The sequence below is a fragment of the Streptomyces antibioticus genome (assembly GCF_002019855.1).
GTDB classification, from domain to species: domain Bacteria; phylum Actinomycetota; class Actinomycetes; order Streptomycetales; family Streptomycetaceae; genus Streptomyces; species Streptomyces antibioticus_B.
In genome coordinates this window covers 6,641,675-6,664,335 of the sequence record NZ_CM007717.1, presented here as the reverse complement: position 1 = coordinate 6,664,335, position 22,661 = coordinate 6,641,675, and the positions used below count along the sequence as shown (strand labels likewise).

20 protein-coding genes are annotated in these 22,661 nt (G+C 71.2%); 9 read left to right on the top strand and 11 right to left on the bottom strand.

Annotated elements, in window-relative coordinates; genetic code table 11:
- Positions 1–17: 17 nt before the first annotated feature.
- The gene (locus AFM16_RS30215; protein ID WP_078635509.1) at positions 18–1,352 is read left to right on the top strand and encodes a jacalin-like lectin; all 1,335 of its coding nucleotides are present in this window, start codon (positions 18–20) and stop codon (positions 1,350–1,352) included.
- A 21-nt stretch (positions 1,353–1,373) separates the two neighbouring features.
- Here AFM16_RS30215 and AFM16_RS30210 read toward each other — a convergent pair whose 3' ends face one another.
- Positions 1,374–2,516: a hypothetical protein gene (locus tag AFM16_RS30210; protein ID WP_078635507.1), complete on the bottom strand. Its 1,143-nt coding sequence runs from the start codon at positions 2,514–2,516 to the stop codon at positions 1,374–1,376.
- Positions 2,517–2,771: 255 nt separating this feature from the next.
- Between AFM16_RS30210 and AFM16_RS30205 the strand changes: the two genes are divergently transcribed.
- On the top strand, positions 2,772–3,362 hold the full coding sequence (locus AFM16_RS30205) for a TetR-like C-terminal domain-containing protein (protein WP_078635505.1): 591 nt from the start codon (positions 2,772–2,774) through the stop codon (positions 3,360–3,362).
- 50 nt (positions 3,363–3,412) lie between these two features.
- Here AFM16_RS30205 and AFM16_RS30200 read toward each other — a convergent pair whose 3' ends face one another.
- On the bottom strand, positions 3,413–6,385 hold the full coding sequence (locus tag AFM16_RS30200) for a glycosyl hydrolase (protein WP_256861372.1): 2,973 nt from the start codon (positions 6,383–6,385) through the stop codon (positions 3,413–3,415).
- A gap of 379 nt (positions 6,386–6,764) precedes the next feature.
- On the opposite strand from AFM16_RS30200, the gene AFM16_RS30195 reads away from it, so the two are divergent.
- Together AFM16_RS30195 and AFM16_RS30190 are read left to right on the top strand one after the other, a co-directional pair.
- The gene (locus tag AFM16_RS30195) at positions 6,765–7,055 is read left to right on the top strand and encodes a hypothetical protein (RefSeq protein ID WP_078637132.1); all 291 of its coding nucleotides are present in this window, start codon (positions 6,765–6,767) and stop codon (positions 7,053–7,055) included.
- A 98-nt stretch (positions 7,056–7,153) separates the two neighbouring features.
- Positions 7,154–7,582, top strand: a complete 429-nt coding sequence (locus tag AFM16_RS30190) for a hypothetical protein (RefSeq protein WP_078635500.1) — start codon at positions 7,154–7,156, stop codon at positions 7,580–7,582.
- 9 nt (positions 7,583–7,591) lie between these two features.
- Here the strand turns inward: AFM16_RS30190 and AFM16_RS30185 are convergent, their stop codons facing one another.
- Both AFM16_RS30185 and AFM16_RS39525 read right to left on the bottom strand, forming a co-directional pair.
- Positions 7,592–8,200 (bottom strand): YdcF family protein, encoded by a 609-nt coding sequence (locus AFM16_RS30185; protein WP_078635498.1) that lies wholly within the window; start codon positions 8,198–8,200, stop codon positions 7,592–7,594.
- A gap of 31 nt (positions 8,201–8,231) precedes the next feature.
- Positions 8,232–9,392, bottom strand: coding sequence for an NsdA family TPR-like regulatory protein (locus AFM16_RS39525; RefSeq protein WP_179123325.1), 1,161 nt, complete (start codon positions 9,390–9,392; stop codon positions 8,232–8,234).
- Positions 9,393–9,827: 435 nt separating this feature from the next.
- Between AFM16_RS39525 and AFM16_RS39150 the strand changes: the two genes are divergently transcribed.
- Complete coding sequence (locus tag AFM16_RS39150; protein ID WP_143648465.1) at positions 9,828–10,064, top strand: hypothetical protein; 237 nt, start codon at positions 9,828–9,830, stop codon at positions 10,062–10,064.
- Here AFM16_RS39150 and AFM16_RS30170 read toward each other — a convergent pair.
- The 4 genes from AFM16_RS30170 to AFM16_RS30155 form a co-directional block, all read right to left on the bottom strand.
- Positions 10,051–10,428 (bottom strand): VOC family protein, encoded by a 378-nt coding sequence (locus AFM16_RS30170; protein WP_078637131.1) that lies wholly within the window; start codon positions 10,426–10,428, stop codon positions 10,051–10,053. The genes AFM16_RS39150 and AFM16_RS30170 overlap by 14 nt on opposite strands.
- A gap of 49 nt (positions 10,429–10,477) precedes the next feature.
- The gene (locus AFM16_RS30165) at positions 10,478–12,169 is read right to left on the bottom strand and encodes a DUF2264 domain-containing protein (protein WP_078635494.1); all 1,692 of its coding nucleotides are present in this window, start codon (positions 12,167–12,169) and stop codon (positions 10,478–10,480) included.
- A gap of 85 nt (positions 12,170–12,254) precedes the next feature.
- Positions 12,255–13,304, bottom strand: coding sequence for a rhamnogalacturonan acetylesterase (locus tag AFM16_RS30160; RefSeq protein WP_078635492.1), 1,050 nt, complete (start codon positions 13,302–13,304; stop codon positions 12,255–12,257).
- A 125-nt stretch (positions 13,305–13,429) separates the two neighbouring features.
- A complete protein-coding gene (locus AFM16_RS30155; RefSeq protein ID WP_078635490.1) occupies positions 13,430–14,848 on the bottom strand; it encodes an RICIN domain-containing protein in 1,419 nt (472 codons plus the stop codon).
- Positions 14,849–14,994: 146 nt separating this feature from the next.
- Here AFM16_RS30155 and mmuM point away from each other — a divergent pair, with 146 nt between their 5' ends.
- Entirely contained in the window at positions 14,995–15,999 is a 1,005-nt protein-coding gene (gene mmuM, locus AFM16_RS30150; RefSeq protein ID WP_078635487.1) for a homocysteine S-methyltransferase, read from the top strand.
- A 468-nt stretch (positions 16,000–16,467) separates the two neighbouring features.
- On the opposite strand, the gene AFM16_RS30145 is transcribed toward mmuM, so the two are convergent.
- Positions 16,468–18,288 carry a carboxylesterase/lipase family protein gene (locus AFM16_RS30145; protein WP_245178015.1) on the bottom strand — a complete coding sequence of 607 codons (1,821 nt, stop codon included), beginning with the start codon at positions 18,286–18,288 and terminating at the stop codon, positions 16,468–16,470.
- 347 nt (positions 18,289–18,635) lie between these two features.
- Between AFM16_RS30145 and AFM16_RS30140 the strand changes: the two genes are divergently transcribed.
- The gene (locus AFM16_RS30140; RefSeq protein ID WP_179123324.1) at positions 18,636–19,652 is read left to right on the top strand and encodes a hydroxyacid dehydrogenase; all 1,017 of its coding nucleotides are present in this window, start codon (positions 18,636–18,638) and stop codon (positions 19,650–19,652) included.
- A 139-nt stretch (positions 19,653–19,791) separates the two neighbouring features.
- On the top strand, positions 19,792–20,355 hold the full coding sequence (locus AFM16_RS30135) for a LacI family DNA-binding transcriptional regulator (protein ID WP_078635481.1): 564 nt from the start codon (positions 19,792–19,794) through the stop codon (positions 20,353–20,355).
- Positions 20,356–20,381: 26 nt separating this feature from the next.
- On the opposite strand, the gene AFM16_RS30130 is transcribed toward AFM16_RS30135, so the two are convergent.
- Positions 20,382–21,245 carry an isocitrate lyase/PEP mutase family protein gene (locus tag AFM16_RS30130; RefSeq protein ID WP_078635479.1) on the bottom strand — a complete coding sequence of 288 codons (864 nt, stop codon included), beginning with the start codon at positions 21,243–21,245 and terminating at the stop codon, positions 20,382–20,384.
- 145 nt (positions 21,246–21,390) lie between these two features.
- Positions 21,391–21,996 carry a hypothetical protein gene (locus AFM16_RS30125; protein WP_030793010.1) on the bottom strand — a complete coding sequence of 202 codons (606 nt, stop codon included), beginning with the start codon at positions 21,994–21,996 and terminating at the stop codon, positions 21,391–21,393.
- 124 nt (positions 21,997–22,120) lie between these two features.
- Here AFM16_RS30125 and AFM16_RS30120 point away from each other — a divergent pair, with 124 nt between their 5' ends.
- Positions 22,121–22,627, top strand: a complete 507-nt coding sequence (locus AFM16_RS30120) for an NUDIX domain-containing protein (RefSeq protein ID WP_030793013.1) — start codon at positions 22,121–22,123, stop codon at positions 22,625–22,627.
- Positions 22,628–22,661 lie beyond the last annotated feature (34 nt).

Below are 22,661 nucleotides of genomic sequence, written 5' to 3'. Positions count from 1 at the left end.
ACCGGAGACACCCCCACATGAGACGACTCATCGGCACGCTCTCGGCCGGCCTCCTCGCGCTGGCCGGGCTGACCGCGACCGCCGCCGCCCCGGCGCAAGCGGCCTCCGACACGGCCGCCGCCTCGGGCTCCTTCGACGTCCTGACGTACAACGTCGCGGGTCTGCCCGAGGGCCTCAGCTCCGGGCGCCCGGCGACCAACACCCCGCTGATCTCACCCCGGTTGGCGCCGTACGACATCGTGAACGTCCAGGAGGACTTCAACTACCACGCGGCGCTGTACGCGGGCGACAACCACCCGTACCGTACGGCGACCAGTGGGGGCGCGGTCTTCGGCGACGGGCTCAACACCCTGTCCGACCACCCCTTCCAGGACTTCGAGCGGGTGCGCTGGAACGACTGCACCGGCACCAACTGCCTGACCCCGAAGGGCTTCACGCTGGCCCGGGTCCGCCTTGCGGAGGGTGTGTTCGTCGACGTCTACAACGTGCACACCAACGCCGATGCCTCGGACGCCGCGCTGGCCGCCCGGCGCGCCAACATCGCGCAGTTGTCGGACTTCGTCCGGGCCCACTCGTCCGGCAACGCGGTGATCGTAATGGGCGACACCAACACCCGCTACACCCGCGCCGGTGACACCATCCGCACGCTCGCCGACGAGAACGGGCTGACGGACGCCTGGGTGCGGCTGGTGAAGGGCGGCACCCGACCGGCGCAGGGCGCGGACGCGCTGCTGTGCCCGACGACGGCACCGCCGGACGACTGCGAGGTGGTGGACAAGGTCCTCTACCGGGGCGGCCCGCTGTTCTCCCTGACCGCGACCCGCTATCACAACGAGTGGGCCTCGTTCCTGGACTCCGCGGGCGGCAATCTGTCGGACCACTTCCCGCACACGGTCGACTTCTCCTACACCCTCGACTCCGCGCTGCGGGCCAGTGACTTCTTCGGCGGCCCGCACGGCACCGCGTTCAACGACGCCGACGACCTGCCCGCCGCCCCGGCCCCACGCACCCTGACCCTGCGGGGCGGCTCCCGTCTCGACGCGGTGACGCTGACGCACGACGACGGGACGGCGCTGACCCACGGCGGCACGGGAGGCACGGCCACGTCACTGACCCTGGCGGCGGGCGAGCACCTCACCTCCGTTAAGCTGACGCAGGGTCAGAAGGACGGCCGTACAAGGATCTTCTCGGCGGCCTTCACCACCGACAGGTCCCGCACGCTCTCCGCCGGGTCGGCGACGACGGACACCGTCACCTTCACGGCCCCCGCCGGTTGGCAGATCGTCGGCTTCACCGGCCGCTCGGGGGCCGAGGTGGACAAGCTGGGCGTCCTGTACGCGCCGATCACCTGAGCCCCCGAGCCCCTGTTCCGCTCACACGCGGGAGACGCTCCCGCAGCTCTCGTCACGGTCCTCGCCGATGTCCCTGCGCCGGTCGTACGGGTCCACCGTGGGCCCGGTCTGTGCGGGGCCGGTGGACTCGGCGGAGGAGCCGGGGGTGGTGGGGAAGTGCGGGTGCAGGAAGCCGTCGTAGACGTCACAGGCGGAGTTGCCGGCCTCCTCGTCGTACCGCACGACGAGGAGCCGTCCCGCGGTGACGTCGTAGTGCGCCGGGTCGGGCAGCTCCACGTCGAGCACCCGGCGCACGATGGTGCGGGTGACCTCCACGGAGCCGTCGGCACGGACGACGGGGTAGACGAAGGTGTAGTCGGCGTGCACGGCCACACCGCCGTTCTTGCCCTTCCCGAACGTGATCCGGCCGCGTGTCTTGACCACGTCGCCGACGACCTTCACCTCGTCGGGGTCGAAGCGGCTGAACATCAACAGCGGGTCGTCGGTCTTGCTCGGGGCCCGCAGCGAGGCGTTCAACCGGTCGAGTAGTTCGGGCTGTTTGGGGTCGAGCACCGAGAGCGCGGCGGTGGGGCGCTCCCCGCGCAGGCTCTTCGGGTCGAGGTTGGCGGCGATCAGCAGTTTCCGGGTCAGCTCCAGCGCTTCCGCCACGCGTTCCTTCGGCTCCTTCCCGACGGGCTTCGCGTCCGGCAGGAGGATCCCGGCCTCGCCGTCGGCCCAGCGGAGCGCCGGGGACCCGGCGAACGGTCGGTCGAGGGTGGGGACTTGGCGGGGCACGTCCTCCGGTGCCTCGGTCGGCCGGGCGGTCTCCGCGGGAAGCGGTTCCGTGACGGCCTCGGGCTCGTTCCGTCCGAACGGGTCGCCGGGGATCAGGGACGGCTTCAGCGCGACGGCCAGCAGGGCGACGCAGGCGGCCACGCCGAGGGCCGACCAGATCTTGCCGCGCCGCACGCGCCGGGCCGCCGCGTCGGGCGCGGTCCGCCAGGCCGCGGGCGTCTCGCCCCGGGCGTCCTGCTGCCGCAGCCGCTCGGTGACCATGCGGGCGCGCGCGGAGGGCTCCTTGGGCGCGGCGGCGGTGCGCGCTTCGCTCTCCTCAAGGAAGGCGCGCAGCGCCTCGTCGGATATGGAGGAGCCGTCTGCGGGCTCTTCGGGGGATCTGCCGGCCACGGTGGGGAAACGCCTTTCTTCGGCCTCCGGTTCGTTTCCCCTAGGGGACATCCCAGCCGTTCGACCAGTTGCCCCTGCCATCCATCTGGTTGATGTGAACCTGATCACAGCGGGGATCGCGCCGACCCGTCCCGCCCTCGCACGCGCGGCTTAGGATCTCAGGGACGTCGTGTACGGGATCTCCCGGACGTCCGCACCCCGTACCCCCCGTACCCCCGTACCCCTGTATCTCCACGCACCCGCAAGGCGGAACCCATGCCCCGAGTCGGACTCTCCACCGACCGTCTCGTCGCGGCCGCCGCCGAACTGGCCGACGAGGCCGGGTTCGAGGGGGTCACCCTCTCGGCGCTGGCCCGGCGGTTCGGGGTGAAGGACGCGAGCCTGTACTCGCATGTGCGGAGCCTCCAGGACCTGCGGACGCGGCTCGCGCTGCTGGTCGGCGGCGAGATGATCGACCGGATCGCGGTCGCCGTCGCCGGGCTGGCCGGCCGCGACGCGCTGGTCGCCTTCGCCGGGGCGTACCGGGAGTACGCGCTGCGGTACCCCGGGCGGTACGCGGCGACCCAGATCCATATCGACCAGAGCGCGGCGGCCGACAGCCCGGAACTGCGCCGCACCGCCGAGATCACCTACGGGATGCTCCGGGGCTACGGCCTGGCCGAACCGGATCTCACCGACGCCGTCCGGCTGCTGCGCAGCACCTTCCACGGGTACTGCGCCCTGGAGGCCGGGGGCGGTTTCGGGGCGCCCCGGGACGTCCAGCGGTCCTGGGACAAGGCCGTCGACGCCCTGCACATGGCCCTCACCCACTGGCCCCGCGAGGCCGACGGCGCGGACTCGGCCTGACGCCCGCCTCGGCGGAGGCGGGCGTCAGGCCGTCTGGAGAGATTGCCTGGTCAGTCGAAGGGCAGGCGCAGGACCGCCCGCTCCCCGGTGCCGAGGGTGCTGGGCGCGTTGCCCAGGGCGTTCCACACCTTGACCTGCACGGTTCCGTCGCTCAGATCGCAGAGGGTGCCGGTCGCGGAGGCCAGTCCGGCGCTCTCGGTGTAGTGCTCCCAGCCGGGGACCGGGTCGGTGGCGAAGTAGCGGTACGTCTCGACGCGGTCCCAGGTGCCACCGCTGCCGGAGCAGTCGTACGACACCTGGATCTGGACGCCGTTGCCGACGACGTTTCCGGCGTCGACGGACAGATCGAACCGGGTACCGCCCCCGGTGCGGTCCAGGTCGAGCCCGGACGCGGTGTAGGTGAGCGGCTTGTACGGGGTGCCGTCACGGTTGGCGCCGTCGGCGGACGGGACCGTCGCACTGCCCGCGGTGCCGGCCGTGGCCGACAGCTTCCCGTCGTCGGTCAGATAGAGGGTGGGCGAGGAGCCGGTGCCGTCGGACGAGGTGGGCGTCGGGGTCGGTGACGGGGAGGAGGTGGGGGTCGAGGTCGGGGTGGACGTGGGGGTGGAGGTCGGGGTGGACGTGGGGGTGGAGGTCGGGGTCGGGTCGGGGTCCGGGGCGCCGCCGGACGCGCTGCCGCCGGACCAGACGTGGGCGCCGGCCGTGACGGTCCGGCCGGCGGGCACCTGGACGGTGGTCCCGTCGGAGAAGCGCACGGTGGCGTCGGTGTCGGTGATGTTGGAGGCGACGTAGGTGCGGGCGCCGTTCTTGACGAACACGCTGGTCAGCGGATGGTCGGCCGTGACGGTGGTGTCCACGGTGCCGAGGGCCGCGAGGTTGCGGATCCAGTGGAAGGTGTGGGCCTTGCTCTCGCCCTCCTCGGAGGTGAAGGACGGGTTGGCGCGGAAGGCGGCGAGGGCCGCGTCGCCGTCGCCCAGGGCGAGGTACTCGTACCAGATGTCGGTCCAGATGGACGGCTGGGTCCGGCCCGACTGGTCCAGCATCTCCTGGTAGTTGGTCCTGACGTAGGCGGGGTCGTAGCCGAGGTAGAGGTGTCCGCCGGTCACCGGCAGCAGGTTGATGCCCTGGATCTGCTCGGGGGCGCTGGAGAACCAGGTCGAGTAGGAGCCGCCGTTGCTCCAGACCATGCCGACTCCCTTGTGCGGGAAGGCAGTCGGATAGATCTGGTCACGGGTGTCGAACCAGTAGTCCTGGATGGCGGCGGCCTGGGTGACGTACATGTAGATGCCGGCGTCCCGGACGGCCGTGTCGCCGGTGGCGATGCCCCACTGGATGAGCGCGTTGTCGAAGTTCATGCCCTCGGAGGAGGACTCCTGGTTGTTGCCCGCGGCGAACGAGCCGTGTCCCGACGCCCAGTCGTGTCCGGCGTAGATGTCGAAGTCGCGCAGGTAGGGGAAGCGTTCGTCGGTGCGGTCGTAGTTGTTGGCGTCGCGGATGAGCAGGTCGATCATGCCGCCGTAGCGGTCGCTGTCGGCCCAGGCGGGGTCGAACTTGGCGAGGGTCGCGGCCGCGGCGATGTAGTAGCCGTAGTGGAAGTGATGGTCGTTCAGCTCCTGGTCGGAGCCGTAGGAGGCGGGGTAGCCGATCAAGGTGCCCCACTTGTCGTCGTAGTAGAACAGCCGGCTGGTCTCGCCGGGTGACGCGGTGAGCCAGTCCGTGAGCTTGGACTTGATCGCGGACAGGGCGGCGTCGCGGACGGCGGTGTTGCCGGTCTGGTCGGCGATCTCGGCCAGGCGTGCGGCGCGGCCGAGGCCCTTGCCCGTCCAGTAGGTGTCGTCGGCCTGCTGGCGGGTGGGGTCGCCCAATTCGGCGTTGAGATAGTTCTGGAGGGTGGCGGCGTCGGCACCGGAACTGTCGGCGACGGCCGGTACCTCGGGTAGCACTCCGTGGTAGAGCATCGAGGTCGTGAAGGACGTGATGCCGGTGAGCACCTTCAGCGGGCCGCGCGAGGAGACGTACGTCTGCGACAGCGGGCTGCCGCCGGCCAAGTAGCGCCACTGGTGCGGGAGAAGAGCGGCGGCCGTGCCGGTCTCGGAGCCCTCACGGGCGGTGGTGGTGAAGCGGTACGTGGTGGTCAGGGTGCTGTCCGCCTCGTCGTACCGGTAGGACACGGCCGTACCGGTGACATGGGCGTGGGCGTACTTGGCGTACTCGGTCGCGAGCGCGGTGCGGTCGGCGGCCGGGGTGGACGAGGTGGTCGGCAGGACGGCGATCGAGAAGTAGTCCTTGCCCGCGAGGGTGGAGGTGAAGGTGGAGCCGCTGACCGTCCAGGTGGCGCCGGTCGGGGCGAAGGCGACGTAGTCGTGGCCGTTGACCGAATAGCCGATCCTGGGGCCGGAGTTGGACCAGACGTCGACCGTCGCGCCGGCCGCGGCCTTGATCTGTGCGTTGCCGCCGGTCGCCCGGTAGTAGGTGAACGGCAGTCCGGAGCCGATGGTCGCCCGCAGGGTGCGGGTGCCGTCGCTGAGGTAGGGGGTGACGGTCCAGTCGCTCCAGTCGTCGACCTTCACCTCGGGGGCGGCGAGGCCGGTGACACCGGCGACGAAGTCCTCCTGGTACTCGTAGTGGTACTCCCCCACGCCCTTGGCGCTGCCGGAGATCGACGGCCGGGTGCTGTAGGAGACACCGAGCCCGCCCGACTGGGCGAGGAAGCCGAGCGGCTGGGCGAACAGGGGCTCGCCGTATGCGCAGTTGGTGCGCTTCCACAGGATCGACGACCACCAGTCGTTGGTGGGCACGCCACCTGACGGGGCGTTGTCCGTCACCCAGCGGCGCGGGTTGGTGGACAGGTCTCCGCAGCCCGAGGGCAACGGACCGGGCGCCGTGGTGGTGTAACTGCCCGCCCCCACCGTGCCGGCGTCCGCCGACGTGGAGTTGAGCACGGTGAGCACCGCGCCGAGCAGGGCGGCGAGGGTCATGAACAGCACCGCACGCCGCCAGGGCGCGGGAGCGGATCTCGGCACGGCGGCCAATGGCTGAACACTGGCACTTGGCATGGGGGCACCCTTCGACAGGAGGCAGAGCGAATGCCCGACCCACACCCGGGAATCGGTCCGGACGGACTTTCATATCCCAGGGAGTGGCGCCGGTAAGTGGGGACTCTTGCGACTTGAGAGCGCTCTCAACCCGGGAAGGCTAGGCTCACCCCAAGGGGGCGTCAATACAAGTCACAGTGATCGTTCAACTAGGTTGTGGGGGGCGGGGGTTGAGGTGTTCCCGGGACGAAAGTGATGTGCGGGCACTGGCACCGGTGCGCAACCCCCGCGTGACCTGCACGGCTTCGTACGGATCGAGGTTGGGGGGCGGGTGATGACGGCGGCTCCCGGGTGGCACCCTGGGGCGATGAAATCTGGAACCGACGCCTCCGAGAACAGCTTGCGGCGTCTGCTCAATGAGTGGGATCCGGTCGGCGTCGCCGACGATGTGCAGGACGAGTACGACTGCATGCTCGCCCCTCTTCTCCAGCGGCTCCGCGGCGGCGCCGACGAGCCGGAGATCGCCGAGTTCCTGCGCCACGAGCTGGAGGACCACTTCGGCCTCACCCCTCTGCCGTCGGAGCCGAAAGCTATGGCGGCCCGGGTGATCTCCTGGTGGGCGCACGCCGACAGGACGGGCGGCACCGGCTCCGCGTAGCCGAGCTCGGGCATGGACGGCCTCGCCCGCGCTACGGGTGAAATTCGCCCCGTTTATGCAGCGAGACGCGCGTAGTTGGTGCGCTGTACCTTGACGCCGTGGACTACCTGGTTGAACTGAGGCGTGAGCTGGACGCGTTCGGTGCTCTGCTGGACGGAGGGGACCTGTCCGCTCCCGTCGAGCACTGCGGCGGATGGAGGCTGGTCGACCACGCCCTCGGCCGACCGACCCCGATGGACCCCGCACTCGCCGCCGACGGCGTCGCCGAGGTCTTCGACACGATGGCGCTCCGCATGATCGCCAAGGGCGCCGCGACGCCACCCTCACGTGCCGTACGCCTCACCACCACCGACACCGGCCACGCCTGGACCTACGGCCCGGACGAACCGGTCGCACAACTCTCCGGCACGGCCGAGGATCTGCTCCTGCTGCTGTGGGGCCGCAAGCCCCGGGACACGGAATCGGTGACCTGGGAGGGGGACCGCGAGGCGGGGTTGGCCGTGCTGGCGGGGCCGCTCGTTCCTTGAACCGGTGGTTCAGCTCCGCCAGGCTCCGTCGGCAAGACGGACATCCTTGAAACTTCCCTCCGTGACGCGCCTGGGAATCTCCTCCCATTCCCGGATCACCCTGCGCTTGCCGTCCGGGATATGGGGCCAGTCGTCCCGGCTTACCGTCTTTCCCGCGTAGATCGGTTCCCAGGACGTGGCGTAGAAGGGGCCGATCTCCGGAACCAGGGTTGCCAGGCAATGGAGGGTACGGCGGTGGTACCACTTACTGACTGCCGTGATCCTCAGACCCGACGCGAGGGCTTCCCGTAGATGGGGAAGCGACAGTTCTACGTTCTGCCAGGTGTTGGAAGCCTGGTCTTCGCAACGGATCACGGATTCGGGAACTCCGCGCTCGATGAGAAGCCGACGGAACACCTGCCCTTCCACGATTCCGCTGTGCCGATTGACCCCACCGGTCGTGATGATCAGCGGCGCCAGTCCTTTGTGATAGCGCTCCACCGCGACCTCGACAGGAGCCATCTGATTCGTCCCGAAGAGGAAGTACGCGGTCGGCTCATCCGGAGGTGGCGACGCCTCGATGTCCACGAAACTCCCCATTTCGCGGATCTGCTCCGCACTGAGACCGTTACCGCTCATGGCGCCCGCGCCTTTCCTAATCGATGAATGACTAGACACTGTGTCCGGTCAGCCTGTCGGCCACTTCCCTGTATCTGGTGCCGTAGCTGGACGGATGTTCACCGCGCTGCCGTGCTTCCGGGCGATAGAGCGTCTGAATCACGGACTTGGTGGCGGACACCGCCTCCGCGTGGCGCCCCAACAGCATCAGCGACGTCGCCGTGTACGGAGGATCTTCCCCCGGCGAGATCGAGAAGGCGCCGCTGGTCTTGACGTCACCGGGAAGTCGGGCGATCTCCTGCGCGGCGTATCGCCTCGCCCTCTCGGTCCGGTCGCCGTCTCCCGCCATTGCCGCGGCCCGCATCTCCTGTGTGGCCAGCTTCGCGTGGACCATGGTTCCCGGAGAGGTGTCGCTCTGCCCCCGCAAAGCCAACGCCACCGACTCGTGCGCCCTGCCTTGATAGAAGGCGATCAGCGACTTCGTCAGGACAGCCCACCCCGACAGCTCCGGGTACCCCACCTCCTGACTCCGTCGTTCCGCGTCACCGCACCACACGTACGACGCCGCATGCGCGCCCATGTCACACGCGGCGATACCCAGCAGACACGAGATCCAGCCGATGGAGAGCGTGATTTCCCTGCGCTGACTCTCCGGGAGGACGGCGTCGAGGAAACGGCTCGCGTGCGTTCTCACCGTGAGCAGTTCGTCGTACACCTCGGCGGGGGGCATCGAGCAGATCGTCCGGGTGTAGTGGTCGATCAGTTCCCCGAGAACCATCGGAAGCGTGCTCGCACTGTCATTGCTCATGACTTCGAGGGCCTGGACCACACGCTGACCTTTGTGGAACTGCGACACCGGTGCGGATAACACCCTCTGGTCCTGGAATCGATTCGCGCCGTCGTTCGTTTCCCAGGGACGCGCCGACAGCCCGAGCATCTCCCCCGGGATTCCGAATCCGTCCGCCACGCGCTCGACCACTCCGCTCCCCCGAATACCGCGGACGCCACGGATGATGTCGCTCACCCGCGAGCTGGTCATCTTGCCGATCGCGGCAGCCATCAGGGCGTGGCTGGAGCCGGTACGCCGGTTGACCAGTCGGAAGATCTCCTGGAAATCGCGGGCGGCGCAGGCACGGCGCATGGCGTCGCTGTGCAGCAGCGTTTCGGAGATGGTCAGCGCGTAGCCGCTACGCCTGGCCATGCGATCGTCCATGGGCGCCACCTGGTGGAACGGATGTGATCTCCCATCAGGGTAGCCGTGGCCGGTCCGACGAGGTTCCCCAAAGCGCGTGGCGGGGTTCCCCCTTCACGGTTCCACGAGGAGCCCCGCCGGCCGCAAGCTCTTCACACGCCACGGCCCCTACGCCCGGGGCGACGACGAGCGGCGGCAGGAGGCTCACGGCAGTGCCCAAGGCGACACACGGACTCGGTGGAGATCACCACCGGACGGAAGCGGACACCGACGCACGGCAGGACGAGTACACGACCTATGCGCCGTCGGGGGAGACGTGCTCCGAGTGCGAGCGGAAGATCGAGTCGCTCGAGCAGTGCCGCCGGATCTCGGGCGGTCGTTCCTCAGCCGGTCGCACCGTCCGCTACCGGCACTTGGAGTGCCTCGACCGTGTGTCGGGCGAGAGGGGGAACGGTCATGCCGACACCACTCGCTGAGCTGCGCACCCCACGCCCGGGAGCGGTCGACGCCGCACGGTGCCCGGTGTGCGGAAGCCTGCGGGCCGAACTCGCCGCGGCGTTGCGAGCGGGAGACGCGCACGCGGCCCGGGCCACGGTGCACGCCATGCACACGCACATGGTCTATGGCCACCCGAACGACCCGCGCAACAGGCCGCGTCGTGAGGCATGGCCCAGCTATCTCAACCCGCCGTAGCCGCCCGCTCCGTCGCGCTGCGTTCCACGCAGAACTCGTTGCCCTCCGGGTCGGTGAGGACGGCCCAGCCCGTGCCGTCCGGGCGGCGCTGGTCGTCGAACAGCGTGGCGCCGAGGGCGAGCAGGCGGGTGACCTCCTCGTCGCGGGTGCGGTCCTGGGGCTGGACGTCGAGGTGGACGCGGTTCCTGACCGTCTTGGGGTCCGGGACCGTCACGAAGAGCAGCCCCGCGCCCTCGATCAGCGCCTCCGGGTCACCCGGCTTGTCGTCGTCGTGGAGGGGCTGGCCCAGGACCTCGGACCAGAAGCTGCCCAGGGCGTAGGCGTCGGAGCAGGAGAAGGTCACGTGATGGATGGCAGACGTCATGGAGGGATTCTTCTGCACGCGCTTCCCATCGGCAACGGAGATCAACTCCTCAGTCGACGAGCGGCGTTACTTCCACCGTGTCCCGGCTCAGGGTCACACGCCAGGCCGGGCCGTCCTGCCAGTGGACGTCGATCTCGTTCGGTGTCGGGCGTCGTACGGAGGCCGTCTTGTCGAGGGGTTCCGACCTCGTCGCCGGGTCCACCGTGAGTCTCGCCAGGGCCACGAACAACATCGTGTCGTCCGTGATGTGGCCCGTCAGGGAGTCGTCCAGGCCCAGGGCGGGCAGGAGTTCTGCGTTCTCGGTCGGCCAGCCCGTCACCCGTACGGGAGTACCCGGGGGCGCCCCCGTCACCCGGTGGATGCGCACCTCCGACGCTCCCCGTACCAGGACGACGCTGGTCACCCTCGCTCCCCCGCCCGCCGTGTGCCGGGACGCGGCCCAGCCGTCGCCGACCCCGAGCGGTTCGATGCCGGTGCGGGTCGGGTCGCCGTCGAGGATCACGCTGTTGTCGTACGACGGTGAGGGCGCCGTCAGGGTCGAGTACGCCAGGCGGGTGTAGTGGGGGTCGTAGCGGGCGTCCTCGCTGCCGTGGTTGTGGAGGCGGACCAGTCCGTCCGAACGGGTCGACTGGAGAAGCCAGTTGGGGGCGGTGAGCGGCGTCGCCGCGTCCTCGCGTTCCGTCGGGCCCGGTTCCTCTCGGGCCGTCCAGACCTCGTGGTCCGGCGGCAGGAGCAGGCCGAGGAAACCCTTGCTCGCCCAGTAGGGGGAGGCGGGGCCCGAGTAGCCCTGGAGGACCGAGGGGTCGGGACCGTGCCAGCCGAGGGTGAGCAGGCCGTGGGGGTCGACGGCGCCCCGTTCCAGGAAGTGTTTCAGCGCGCCCGAGGCGAGGCGGCGGGTCTCGCCGGGGGGCAAGGGGGTCCGGCCGGTCAGGGCACCCAGCCACAGGGGCGCGGCGGTGGCGAAACGGTAGGTGAGGGACCGGCCTTGGCGCAGGGGCGCGCCGTCGCCGCCGAACAGGCGGGCGTATGAGGCGAGATGGGCCTCCAGGCGGTCGCCGTAGAGTGACAGGAGGTCCTGGTCCTTCGCCAGCCAGGCGTGCAGGACCGGGTAGAGGTGCATGGCCCAGCCGTTGTAGTAGTCGAAGGCGCGGCCCGGGCCGTCGCTGTACCAGCCGTCGCCGACGTACCACGCCTCGATGCGTTCCAGGCCACGGTCGATCGCCGCGCGGGAGGCTTCCGGCGCGTGACCGACCGACTCCAGGAATCCGCCCACCGTGACCGGGAACAACTCCCAGTTGCAGGGCCAGGGTTGAGCCGTCAGCGCGTCTCCGAGCCAGTCCGCCGCGCGTCGGCGTACGGCGTCGTCCAGACGGTCCCAGAGGAGGGGGCGGGTCAGGCGCAGGGCGAGGGCGATCGACGCGGCCTCGACCAGCGGCTGGCCGCGGTCCTCGATCCGGGGCCAGACACCCGAGACCCCGGCCGCGAGGCCGTCGGCGTAGCGCTCCAACGCCGTCTCGTCACGTCGGAAGGCGGCGAGGAGGAACGTACGGGCGTACCCCTCCAGCCCGTCGGAGAGGCGGCCCGACCAGCTCTCGTGGTCGCCGGGGAGGTGGTAGAGGGCGTGGTCCTCGGTGGCGTACGGCGTCACGGCGGCCAGCAGGGCGTCGGCGGCGGCCTCCCAGTGGGCGCGGGTGTAGCCGGTGAGGGGGCTGAGGGCGTGATCGGGCGGGGGCAGGCGCATCGGCGGTTTCCGTTCCTTCTCCTCGCCCAGTAGGGGGTACGGGCCTGGAGGCGCCCCGGTTCCGGTCGGGGCGCCCCCAGGGGCTTCATCCCACCCGCACCGTGCCCTTGGGCACCAGATGCCGGGTGACGAGTTCGTCGCGGACCAGCTCCGCGTAGACCGTGGCACCGTGTACGGAGGTGTGCGTGTTGTCGCGTTTCTCGTTGTAGAGGTACAGCGCCTTGGAGCCCTCGACGCCCAGGGACTCCACAAGTGCCTTGGTCCGGGCGGTGAGGTCGATCAGCGGGACGTCCCGGTCGGCGGCGACCGAGCGGATCACCGCCGGGTGGTCGACGCCGAGTCCGTTGACCAGAAGGGCTGTTCCGTTGTCGAGCGTGCCGTCGGCGTTGAACCAGCGGCGCACGATCGGGGTCACCAGAACCGGTCGCCCGCCCTTCTCCCTGACGCCCGCCACCAGTGTCTCCAGGTTCGCCCGGTACGTCACCTCGTCGGTCGTCTTGTCGTTGTGCGCGAGCTGGATCAGGACCGGGTCCCCGGGCCGGACCCTCGCCTGCACGGTGGCCCACAGCAGCGGGTTCCCCAGGTAGGTGACCGTACTCTCCCCCGAGTCGGCGTGGTTGGCGACCGCGACGCCCTCGCGCAGGAACTGCGGCAGCTCCTGTCCCCACCCGGCGTAGGGCTCGCCGGGCTGGTCGCAGACCGTGGAGTCGCCGACGAGGAAGAGACGGTGGGCGTGCCGGGCCGGGGTGACCCTGATGGCGGCGAGCGCGGGCGCCGTTCCGCCGAACGTCAGATCCAGGCCGGCGGTTCCCTCGGCGCCCGTCGGTTCGCCCTCGGGGGTGCGGACGTCGACCGTGAAGCCGCGGGTGACGCGCCCGCCGGCCGGTACGGCGGTCTCGGGGAGCAGGGCGCGCCGGGTCTCGCCGGTGACGGCGGTGCTGGACGCGGTGTCGCCGCCGAGGACGAGCCGGACGTCGTAGGTGCCGGGCGGGACGTCGAAGTGGCAGGCGGTCGCGGTGCAGTTGGCGATCCCTAGCGGAGACGGGCCGCCGTGCGCCTGGGCGGTGGCGGGTACGGCCGTGCAGACGGCGGTCAGGGTCAGCGCCGCCGACACGGCGAGGGCGAGTCGTCTCACTGCGGGCTCCTCCGGTACGACGGCACTCCTGGCGGCTGGACCGTACCGTCTCCGGGCAAGCGCTTTCTAGACCCCGCGCCCCCCGCGTGTCACCCGTGCCTCACCCGCGCGTCACGCCCTTCGCGTCATGTGCCGCGCGTCCACTGCTGGTTGGTCCCGCCGTTGCAGGTGTACGTGATGATCGCGGCGGAGTTGGCGGTGGACGCGCCGCTCACGTCCAGGCATTCGCCGGACGCCCGGGACCTCACGGTCACGTAGTTCCCGGTCGCCGTGAGGGACCACTGCTGGGCGGTGTCGGTCGCGTCGCAGTTCTCCTGGGTGACCGTCGTGGCGTTCTCCCGCACGCACAACGAGCTGTGGCGCAGGACGAGTTGGTGGTAGCCGTCCCCCACGGACCTGAGCCAGTACTTCTGGTTGCCGCCGCCGTTGCAGTCGTACTGCTTGATCTGCGCACCCTGCCACAGCGACTGGCCGGTGACGTCGGCGCACCTGGCGGAGTGCCGGGCGATCAGCGTGTCGTAGGTGGCGGCGGTCCCGCTCACCGTACCGGCGGCCGTGTCGACGGTGACCTCCGGACTCCAGGCCATGGACAGGGAGGTCGAGGTCGAGGACGGGAACGTCAACGGCAGCCAGACGTAACGGGAATCGTCGACCGTGCCGCCGAAGGAGTTGCCCCAGCGGTCGCCGAGGTAGAGGTACGAGGTGCCCGAAGTCCCCTGCACGGGAAGGACGTACGCGGTCTGGGAGCCGTAGGCCGTGGAGTCGCCGACGTTCGTCATCGCCGTCCAGGGGCCGGCCGGGCTGGGCGCGGTGGCGTACCGCTGCTGGTTGGGGCTCCAGCCGGTCGCGCCCGAAGTCAGCATGAAATAGACGCCGTTGCGCTTGAAGAAGGCCGGTGCCTCGCGGTGGCCGCCGGGCCAGGGGTTGGCCACCAGGCTTTCGACGGCCGTGTAGTCGGCGGTGAGACGGTAGATGTGCAGGTCGTAGTTCTCGTTGGCGGCAGAGACCATGTATCCGGTGCCGTCGGTGTCGACGAACGCCGTGATGTCACGGGACATGTGCACACCGAGCGGACGGAAGCTGCCCCGGTAGGTGTAAGCGCCGTCGACCGTGGTGGAGACGGCTACGGCGGCACGGGCCTCGCCGTAGTCGGTGCCGTTCTCCTTGTGCATCCACATGACGAACGTGCCGGTGGCGGCGTTGTAGACGACCTTGGGCCGCTCGATGTAGGCCGTGTTCAGCTCGGCCGCGCTGGACCGGGTCAGGACGCGGTTTCTGAACTCCCAGGTCTTGAGGTCGGTGGAGCGGTAGGCGTCCACGGAGCGGAAGGTGTTGTCCGCGTTGCGGTCCTCGCCGAACCAGTAGTAGTAGTCGCTGACTTTGATGATTCCGCCGCCGTGCGCGTGCACGGCGTTGCCCGAAGTGTCGGTGAACTGGACGCCGTTGGGGACGGTCCGGGCCACGGCCCCCGCCGGTCCCGCCGTGGCGAGGGCGCCGAACAGGGTCAGGCAGAGGGCGAGCAGGGTGGTGTACGCACGTCTCATCGTGACTCTCCGTCTACCCCATCGGTTCGGTATCACGAACGGCATATGGAATGGCGAACACGGAGAAGGTAAGCGGGTGTCATGAGCGGGTCAACCAATCCGGCGCGACTTGCGGGAAAGCCCTTGCCGGGGATTAGCGTCATGACATGACCAGCGACACCCCGCCGCCCACTCCCGCTCCGGCTCCCGCTCCGACTCCGACTCCCGTGTCCCCTCCCTCTGCGGACGCCTCCCTCGCCGCGGCCCTCGCCGCCGGGACCGTCGTCCTCGACGGCGGCATGTCGAACCAGTTGGAGGCCGCCGGGCACGATCTGAGCGACGAGCTGTGGTCGGCACGGCTGCTCGCCGAGCGGCCCGAGGCGATCACCGAGGCGCATCTCGCGTACTTCGAGGCGGGCGCCGACGTGGCCATCACCTCCAGCTACCAGGCCACCTTCGAGGGCTTCGCGCACCGGGGCATCGGGCGCGAGGAGGCCGCCCGGCTGCTCGCCCTGAGCGTCGAACTGGCCCGGGACGCGGCCCGGCAGGCCCAGGACAAGCAGGCCCGGGACAAGGGGGTCACGCGCCCGCTGTGGGTCGCGGCGTCGGTGGGCCCCTACGGGGCGATGCTGGCGGACGGCTCGGAGTACCGGGGGCGGTACGGGCTGAGCGTCGACGAGCTGGAACGCTTCCACCGCCCCCGCCTGGAGGCGCTGGCCGCCGCCGCACCCGATGTCCTGGCCTTGGAGACGGTGCCCGACGCCGACGAGGCCGAGGCGCTGCTGCGGGCGGTGCGCGGACTCGGGGTGCCGGTCTGGCTGTCGTACTCGGTCACCGGTGACCGTACGCGGGCCGGTCAGCCGCTGGAGGAGGCGTTCGCCCTCGCCGCCGGCCGGGACGAGGTGATCGCGGTCGGCGTGAACTGCTGTGTGCCCGAGGACGTGGACGCCGCCGTCGCGACCGCGGCACGGGTCACGGGCAGACCGGTCGTCGTCTACCCCAACAGCGGCGAGGTCTGGGACGCGGACGCCCGCGCGTGGCGGGGCCGTTCCACGTTCGCCGCCGAAGAGGTGCTGCGCTGGCGGGAGTCGGGCGCCCGGCTGATCGGCGGCTGCTGCCGGGTGGGGCCGGAGGCGGTCGCCTCGATCGCGCGCACGCTCGGGGCGGCGTGAGCGGAGAGGGCGGCGCGCGTCGGCCCGGGAGACGCCCCGCCGGGTCTGGGAGGCACCCCTCCTAGCCCGGAAAGCGCCCCGCTAGGTCCGGGAGGCACCCTGCCAAGGTCCGGGAAGCGCACCGCCGAGCCAGGAAGCGCCCCGCCAGGGCCGGGAAGCGCACCGCCTGGCCCGGGAGACGCCCCGCCAGGGCCGGGAAGCGCACCGCCTAGCCCGGGAGGCACCCCGCCAGGGCCGGAAAGCGCACCGCCAGGTCCGGAAAGCGCACCGCCAGGCCCGGGAGACGCCCCGCCTGGCCCGGGACACGCCCCGCCAGGTTCAGGAAGCGCACCGCCAAGGCCGGGAGACGCCCCGCCTAGCCCGGGAGGCATCCCGCCGGGGCCGGGAGGCACGCCGCCAAGTCCAGGACGCGCACCGCCGAGCCAGGAAGCGCCCCGCCTGCCCCGGAAGGCACCCCAGGCCCGGAGTTCACCGCCGACCTGTTCGGCCGGCTCCTCCCCCGGCTTCCTCCGTCCCTTCCGCCCCTTCCGCTCCCCTCGCCCGCCGCAGCCGTCGTACCGCCGATCTGAGTTCCGTGCCGCGCGTCGCCCGGCCGCCGGGGACCGGCTCCGAGCGCAGGACGACGGCACGCGCGGGCCGCTCGGCGGCCGCGGCCGTCGCCCACAGGGCCATCTCCGCATCGCGCGGGCCGTACGCGGTGTACGGCTCCCGCACGGCACGCCCGCTGTCGGTGTCACCCGTCCTGCCACTCCGACCGGGGGCATCCAGGCCACTCGTCTTGCCACTCCGTCCGGGGGCGTCGGTGGCACCCGTCTCGCCACCCTCACCAGGGGCGTCGGTGGCACCCGTCTCGCCACCCTCACCAGGGGCGTCGATGACACCCGACTCGCCACCCTCACCGGGGACGTCGACGTCGCCGAAGATCCGCACCGGGTGCGTCGCGTCCCAGGGCTGCCAACCCGGGTCGCCCATCCGCGCGAACCGCACCCACGCGCCGTGCATCGCGGCGGCCAGGCCGTGCGGGGCGCCCTCGCCGGCGAGCTTCGCGGACACGGGTGTGTCGCCGGTGCCGAAGACGAAGCCGAGTTCCAGGGCGTGGCAGGCGCCGAGGCCGGGGCGGAGCGACGGCCAGGCGAACTCGTAGACGTACGCCCTCCCCGGCCGGGCGTCCGCCAGCCGGTGCAGCGGCAGGCGCAGCAGATGGTCGGTGACCATCTGGCCCACGATGTCGGCGGTACCGGACTCCGGATGCAGGACGCGGTAGCCGCGCGGCACCTCGTGGCCGCAGTGGCAGCGGGCCATGGCACCGGCGAGGGCGACGGGACCGAGCCGGTCGACGCGTTCCAGGAGGCCGCCGGGGACGAGCCAGAGCCGGTACTCGTCCCGGGTCCAGCCGAGCAGGAGGTCGGCGCCGTCGGCCGCGCCGCCCTCGATCAGCGCTTCGAGCGGATCGCGCGGGACGACATCGCCGTCCACGACGATGCCGAAGGCCGGGCCGCCCAGCACCGGGCTGCTGAGCCTGCCGACGTCGGCCTGCGTCCGCAGCAGCAGATCGCGGTCGACGGCGGCGAACGCCTCGGCGGTGGCGGGGATCTTGAGCCGCGTCGCCATACGGCGCACCATGCGCCGGACCTTGTCCCGTTCGAACGCCTCCGGCGGCCCGCTCTGGAGGACGGCCCGCCGGAACAGGCCCTGGGCCTGCGGGGAGGCGATGAGCGCGCCGACACCGATCGCCCCCGCGGACTGCCCCGCAAGGGTGACCCTGTCGGGGTCGCCGCCGAAGGCCCTGACGGACCGGTGGACCCACTCCAGCGCGGCGAGCTGGTCGCGCAGCCCGGGGTTGGCGGGGGCGTCCGGGAACAGGCCGTACCCCTCGACGCCCAGGCGGTGGTTGATCGACACGAAGACGACGCCGTCGCGGGCGAAGTGCTGCCCGTCGTACACCGGAACACCCGAGGAACCCCTGGTCAGGGCGCCGCCGTGCAGCCACACGATGACGGGCAGGCCGGCGCCGGGGCCGGGCGAGGGCGTCCAGACGTTGAGGTTGAGACAGTCGTCCCCCGGCACGACCGGGTCGGACAGGTACTGGGCGAAGGCTTCGGAGTACGGCGGTTTCGGCGCCGTCGGGCCGAACGCGCCCGCGTCCCTGACCCCGTCCCAGGGTTCGGGCGGCTCGGGTGGCCGGAACCGTCGGGGTCCGAAGGGGGGTGCCGCGTAGGGGATGCCCCTGAACACGGCGACACCTCGCTCGTACCTACCCCGTACGGCCCCGTAGGGGGTACCGACCACGGGGTCCGGCCGGGTGTCGTCCGCAGGGTCCGCCTGGTCCGTCTGGTCCGCCTGGTCCGCCGTCATCTGCTCACCAGCCCTTCGCCGCGCTGTCACGCCTTCGTGCCAGTGCACCGGTACCTCCACAGCACCACAACGGCGGCCGCTATTCCGGCGCAGGGGCCCGCGGCAGGGCCGTTCGAGGGACCCCGCCGCACTCACCCCCGTCCCGTGAACCTGTGAAGGCTCCCCTCCGACCGATTGACCCCCTCTCCGCCCCCGACCTACCGTAGAAGGCGCTTTCAGCAACCGCTTCCCCCCTCCTCCCCTTCACCGCTTCCCCGCTTACCCCGGCCTCCGGGAGGGTCATGCCCGACGCCCCGCCGCCACCCAGGGCCGTGTTCGCCATGGATCCGGTGCATCTGCCGCTGCTGTTCCCGCCACCCCTGATGGCCCGGTTGCGGCGCGCGGCGGACATCGACCCCACGCTCGTCGTCCGCGACTTCACGGGCACGACCGCGCGCCCGGCCCTATCCGACGCCGAGATCCTGATCACCGGCTGGGGCTGCCCCCGCCTGGACGCGGACGCCCTGGCCGTCGCGCCCCGGCTGCGCACGGTCCTGCACGCGGCGGGCTCCGTCCGCTCACTCGTCGGCGAGGCCCTCTGGGATCGCGGGGTGAGCGTCTCCAGCGCGGTCACCGCCAACGCCGTCCCGGTCGCCGAGTACACCCTGGCCATGATCCTTCTCGCCGGCAAGGACGCGCTCGGCCATCGCGACCGCTACCGCCGCACCCACACGCCGCCCACGCCCGACCGGACCGCCGCCACCGGCAACCACGGCCGCCGCGTCGGGGTCGTCGGCGCCTCGCGCATCGGGCGTCGGCTCCTGCGCCTTCTGCGCCCGCACGACCTGGAGGTCCTCCTCCACGACCCCTACCTGGACCCCGGGGAGGCGGCCGACCTCGGGGCCCGGCTCCTGCCGCTGGAGGATCTGCTGCGGCTCAGCGACATCGTCACGCTGCACGCGCCGGACATCCCCGAGACCCGGCATCTGCTGAACCGGGCCCGGCTCGGGCTCATCCGCGACGGCGGCGTCCTGATCAACACCTCGCGCGGCGCCCTCGTCGACCACAGCGCGCTCGTCGACGAACTCGTCTCCGGCCGCCTGCACGCCATCCTGGACGTCACCGAACCCGAGCCCCTGCCCGCCGATTCCCCGCTCTACCGCCTGCCCAACGTCTTCCTCACCCCGCACATCGCGGGCTCCCTCGGCAACGAACTCCAGCGCATGGGCGGGATCGTCGCCGACGAACTCGACCGCGTCACGGCGGGGCTGCCGCTCGCGCACCGGGTACGGCGTGCGGATCTCACCCGGGTCGCCTGACATCGAGCACATCCGCCGCACGGTCTCTTCACGTGCCACGACGGCCGACCTAGGATAGCAAGCGCTTTCTATGCTTTCACACGGGGTCGGAGAGGTGGTCCTGCATGATGAGCAGAGCGCACACGGCGGCGGTGCGGGCATGACGACCGGACCGACCCTGGCCGTGGTGGCGCGCGAGGCGGGGGTGTCCGTGCCGACCGCGTCCAAGGTGGTCAACGGACGCGAGGACGTGGCCCCCGAGACCCGACGCCGGGTCACGGAGGCGCTGAACCGGCTCGGCTATGCCCGCAGGCCGCGCTTCGACCAGACGAAACCGCCCCGCCTGGTCGACCTGGTGGTGCCCTTCGACGAGTCGACCGCCCACCGCCGGACGCGGGAACTCCTCGACCTGCCGGACCCGCCGACGGCCGTCTTCGTCTGCTCCGACCGCATGGCCCTCGGCGTGTACCGGGCAGTGCTGGAACGGGGGTTGAGGATTCCCTACGACATCAGCGTGGTCGGCTTCGACGATCTGCCGGAGTCTCGCTGGGCCGCTCCCGCCCTGACCACCGTCCGGCAGCCGCTGGCGGAGATGGCGGCCACGGCCCTGCGGCTGCTGGTGCGGATGATGGACGGGGAGTGCCCGGAGGGGACCAGGACCGAACTGTCGACCCGGCTCGTGGAACGGGCGAGCACGGCACCGCCGCCTGCCCGCGCACGCTGATCCATGCCTGGGGGTCCCGTCCCGTCTCAGACGCCGGCCTCCCGCACCACCGGCCGACGGCGCGCGATGTTGCGTTCCAGCAGTTGGGTGGCGGTGCGCACGCCGACCGCGTCCGTGGCGTCCGACGCCGGCAACCGGCCGTCGGTGCGCCGGAGTTCGGTGAGCGCGGAGTGCACGGCCTGGTGGGCGGCGAACAGGCACGGGGTGCTGTAGATCGCCACGTCCACGCCGAGTTCGGCGAGTTCGGTCAGGGAGAGGCGCGGGGACTTGCCGCCCGCGATCTGGTTGAAGAGCAACGGCTTGTCGCCGACGACCTTCCGGATCCGCCGGATCCACTCCACGCTGCGGACGCCGTCGACCAGGACCACGTCCGCGTCGGTGGCGGCGAGGGTCTCGGCGCGGTGCAGGATGTCGTCCTCGTCGGTGGCGTCGGTGCGGGCCACGACGACCAGGTCCCGGCGGGTCGCGAGCACCAACTCCAGCTTGGCGAGGTACTCGTGCAGCGGCAGCACCTGCTTGCCGTCGGCATGCCCGCAGCGACGGGGCCGCTGCTGGTCCTCCAGGACGACACCGGACGCGCCGATCCGCTCCAGGCCCTCCACCACATGGCAGGCGACCTCGGGATCGACGTAGCCGTCGTCGATGTCGACCAGCAGATGGTGGGCCGGGAACGCGCCCCGCAAGCGCTGCACGAACGCCATCATGTCCGGCCAGGCGATGAATCCGATGTCCGGCAGCCCGTAGTACGAGGCCGCGAAGCCGAAGCCGGAGACGAACATGCCGTCGTAGTGCTGCGCCGCGATCGACGCCGAGTACATGTCGTACACGCCGATCAGCGGGGTCGTGCCCGGGTCCGCGATCCGCTCCCGCAGCCTGCTCCCGTACGTCAAGGTCCGGTTCCTCCCGATAGCCGTGTCACCGACTACCGAGGATCTCCGCGCGGCCCTCGCACGTGCGCCTCGCCTCCGGCCGCACTCACTCCTTCGGAGCACACGGTTCACCGCAGAAACGTCACTGGACGGCGGCGCCGCCCTCTCACCCGCCCTCGCCCACGCTGTTGTCGGGCGCCCCGTCGCCCTCCGAGGGCAGGTCCCCGCGCTCCACCGGCTCACCGCGGTCCGCCGCAGGGGGCAGCAGGGCGTCCAACTCCTCCGCGGACGGCCGATGGACATTCTCGGCGGCCTCACGCAACACGTCCCGCGGCACGCCCTCGCCCCCGAGATGGATGACGAACCCCTCCTTCGGCACCGCGAACTCCCGACGCTCCCCGGCGCTGCGGAACCAGAAGTCACCGTCACGGACACAGGTCGTGGACCCACCGGAGGAGTCGCCCACGGGCTGCTCCGGACAGCTCTCGGCGGTCATGCTCCCTCGATCCACGCTGAGTTGAAGGTGCTTGCCCTCCTTCTGCGAGACATAGACGGCGGAGAACCCGTCATCCCCGAACACACCCACCGACTGCTGCGCGAGCGTGTAGCCGGAGGCGTCGGTCACGTACACATGCTCCGGGGCGATCCCCAACGCGCTCGCACGGGAGGCAAGTTCGCCAGGATCCGCACCTGCCGCCGTCTCGGTACCGCAGGCGACGGCGAGGGCGGGCAGCAGCAGGAGCACGGGGAGAGCGCGCACGGTACGGATCATGCACTCATCCTGACGCACAGGTGTTCGCCAGGCGCGGAGATTTCGGTGCCGTACGCGTTCCCGCCGCGAGCGCACGGCACTGACCTAAGCTGCCCACCGACCAGCCGACGAAGGGACCCTCACCGTGGCTCAGCCGCAGTCCGACGCCCAGCCCGAAGTCCTGCCGCCCGCCGTCGAGTCCATGACCGTGCTGGTCGCCGCCGTCATCGTCCACGACCGGGACACCAACCGGATCGTCCTCCTCCAGCGCGGCCGGAACGCCAAGTTCGCCCAGGGCAAGTGGGACCTGCCGGTCGGCAAGAGCGAGCCCGGCGAGCCCATCACCGAGACCGCGGTCCGGGAGCTGCACGAGGAGACCGGCCTGACCGTGAAGCCGGAGGCCCTGGAGGTCGCCCACATCGTCCACGGCGCCTGGGGAGTCGAAGCCCCGAACGGATTCCTCACGGTCGTCTTCGCCGCCCACGAATGGATCGGTGAACCCGAGAACCGCGAACCCCACAAGCACGCCCAGGTCCGCTGGATCCACGCCGACGCCTTTCCCGAGAACTTGGTGGCCACCACCGCAAGGGCCCTCCGCCACTATCTGGAGGGAGGCTCAGGGGTATCCCTGCACGGCTGGAGTTCATCCTGAGGCACACGACACGCGGGACGCACAACTGTTCGTA

Coding starts and splice junctions, on each gene's coding strand:
- AFM16_RS30215 (WP_078635509.1), top strand. CDS start 18: ATGAGACGACTCATCGGCACGCTCTCGGCCGGCCTCCTCGCGCTGGCC.
- AFM16_RS30165 (WP_078635494.1), bottom strand. CDS start 12,169: ATGCGCCTGCCCCCGCCCGATCACGCCCTCAGCCCCCTCACCGGCTAC.
- AFM16_RS30155 (WP_078635490.1), bottom strand. CDS start 14,848: ATGAGACGTGCGTACACCACCCTGCTCGCCCTCTGCCTGACCCTGTTC.
- AFM16_RS39525 (WP_179123325.1), bottom strand. CDS start 9,392: ATGGACGATCGCATGGCCAGGCGTAGCGGCTACGCGCTGACCATCTCC.
- mmuM (WP_078635487.1), top strand. CDS start 14,995: ATGACCAGCGACACCCCGCCGCCCACTCCCGCTCCGGCTCCCGCTCCG.
- AFM16_RS39150 (WP_143648465.1), top strand. CDS start 9,828: ATGCCGACACCACTCGCTGAGCTGCGCACCCCACGCCCGGGAGCGGTC.
- AFM16_RS30135 (WP_078635481.1), top strand. CDS start 19,792: ATGACGACCGGACCGACCCTGGCCGTGGTGGCGCGCGAGGCGGGGGTG.
- AFM16_RS30205 (WP_078635505.1), top strand. CDS start 2,772: ATGCCCCGAGTCGGACTCTCCACCGACCGTCTCGTCGCGGCCGCCGCC.
- AFM16_RS30185 (WP_078635498.1), bottom strand. CDS start 8,200: ATGAGCGGTAACGGTCTCAGTGCGGAGCAGATCCGCGAAATGGGGAGT.
- AFM16_RS30195 (WP_078637132.1), top strand. CDS start 6,765: ATGAAATCTGGAACCGACGCCTCCGAGAACAGCTTGCGGCGTCTGCTC.
- AFM16_RS30140 (WP_179123324.1), top strand. CDS start 18,636: ATGCCCGACGCCCCGCCGCCACCCAGGGCCGTGTTCGCCATGGATCCG.
- AFM16_RS30125 (WP_030793010.1), bottom strand. CDS start 21,996: ATGATCCGTACCGTGCGCGCTCTCCCCGTGCTCCTGCTGCTGCCCGCC.
- AFM16_RS30170 (WP_078637131.1), bottom strand. CDS start 10,428: ATGACGTCTGCCATCCATCACGTGACCTTCTCCTGCTCCGACGCCTAC.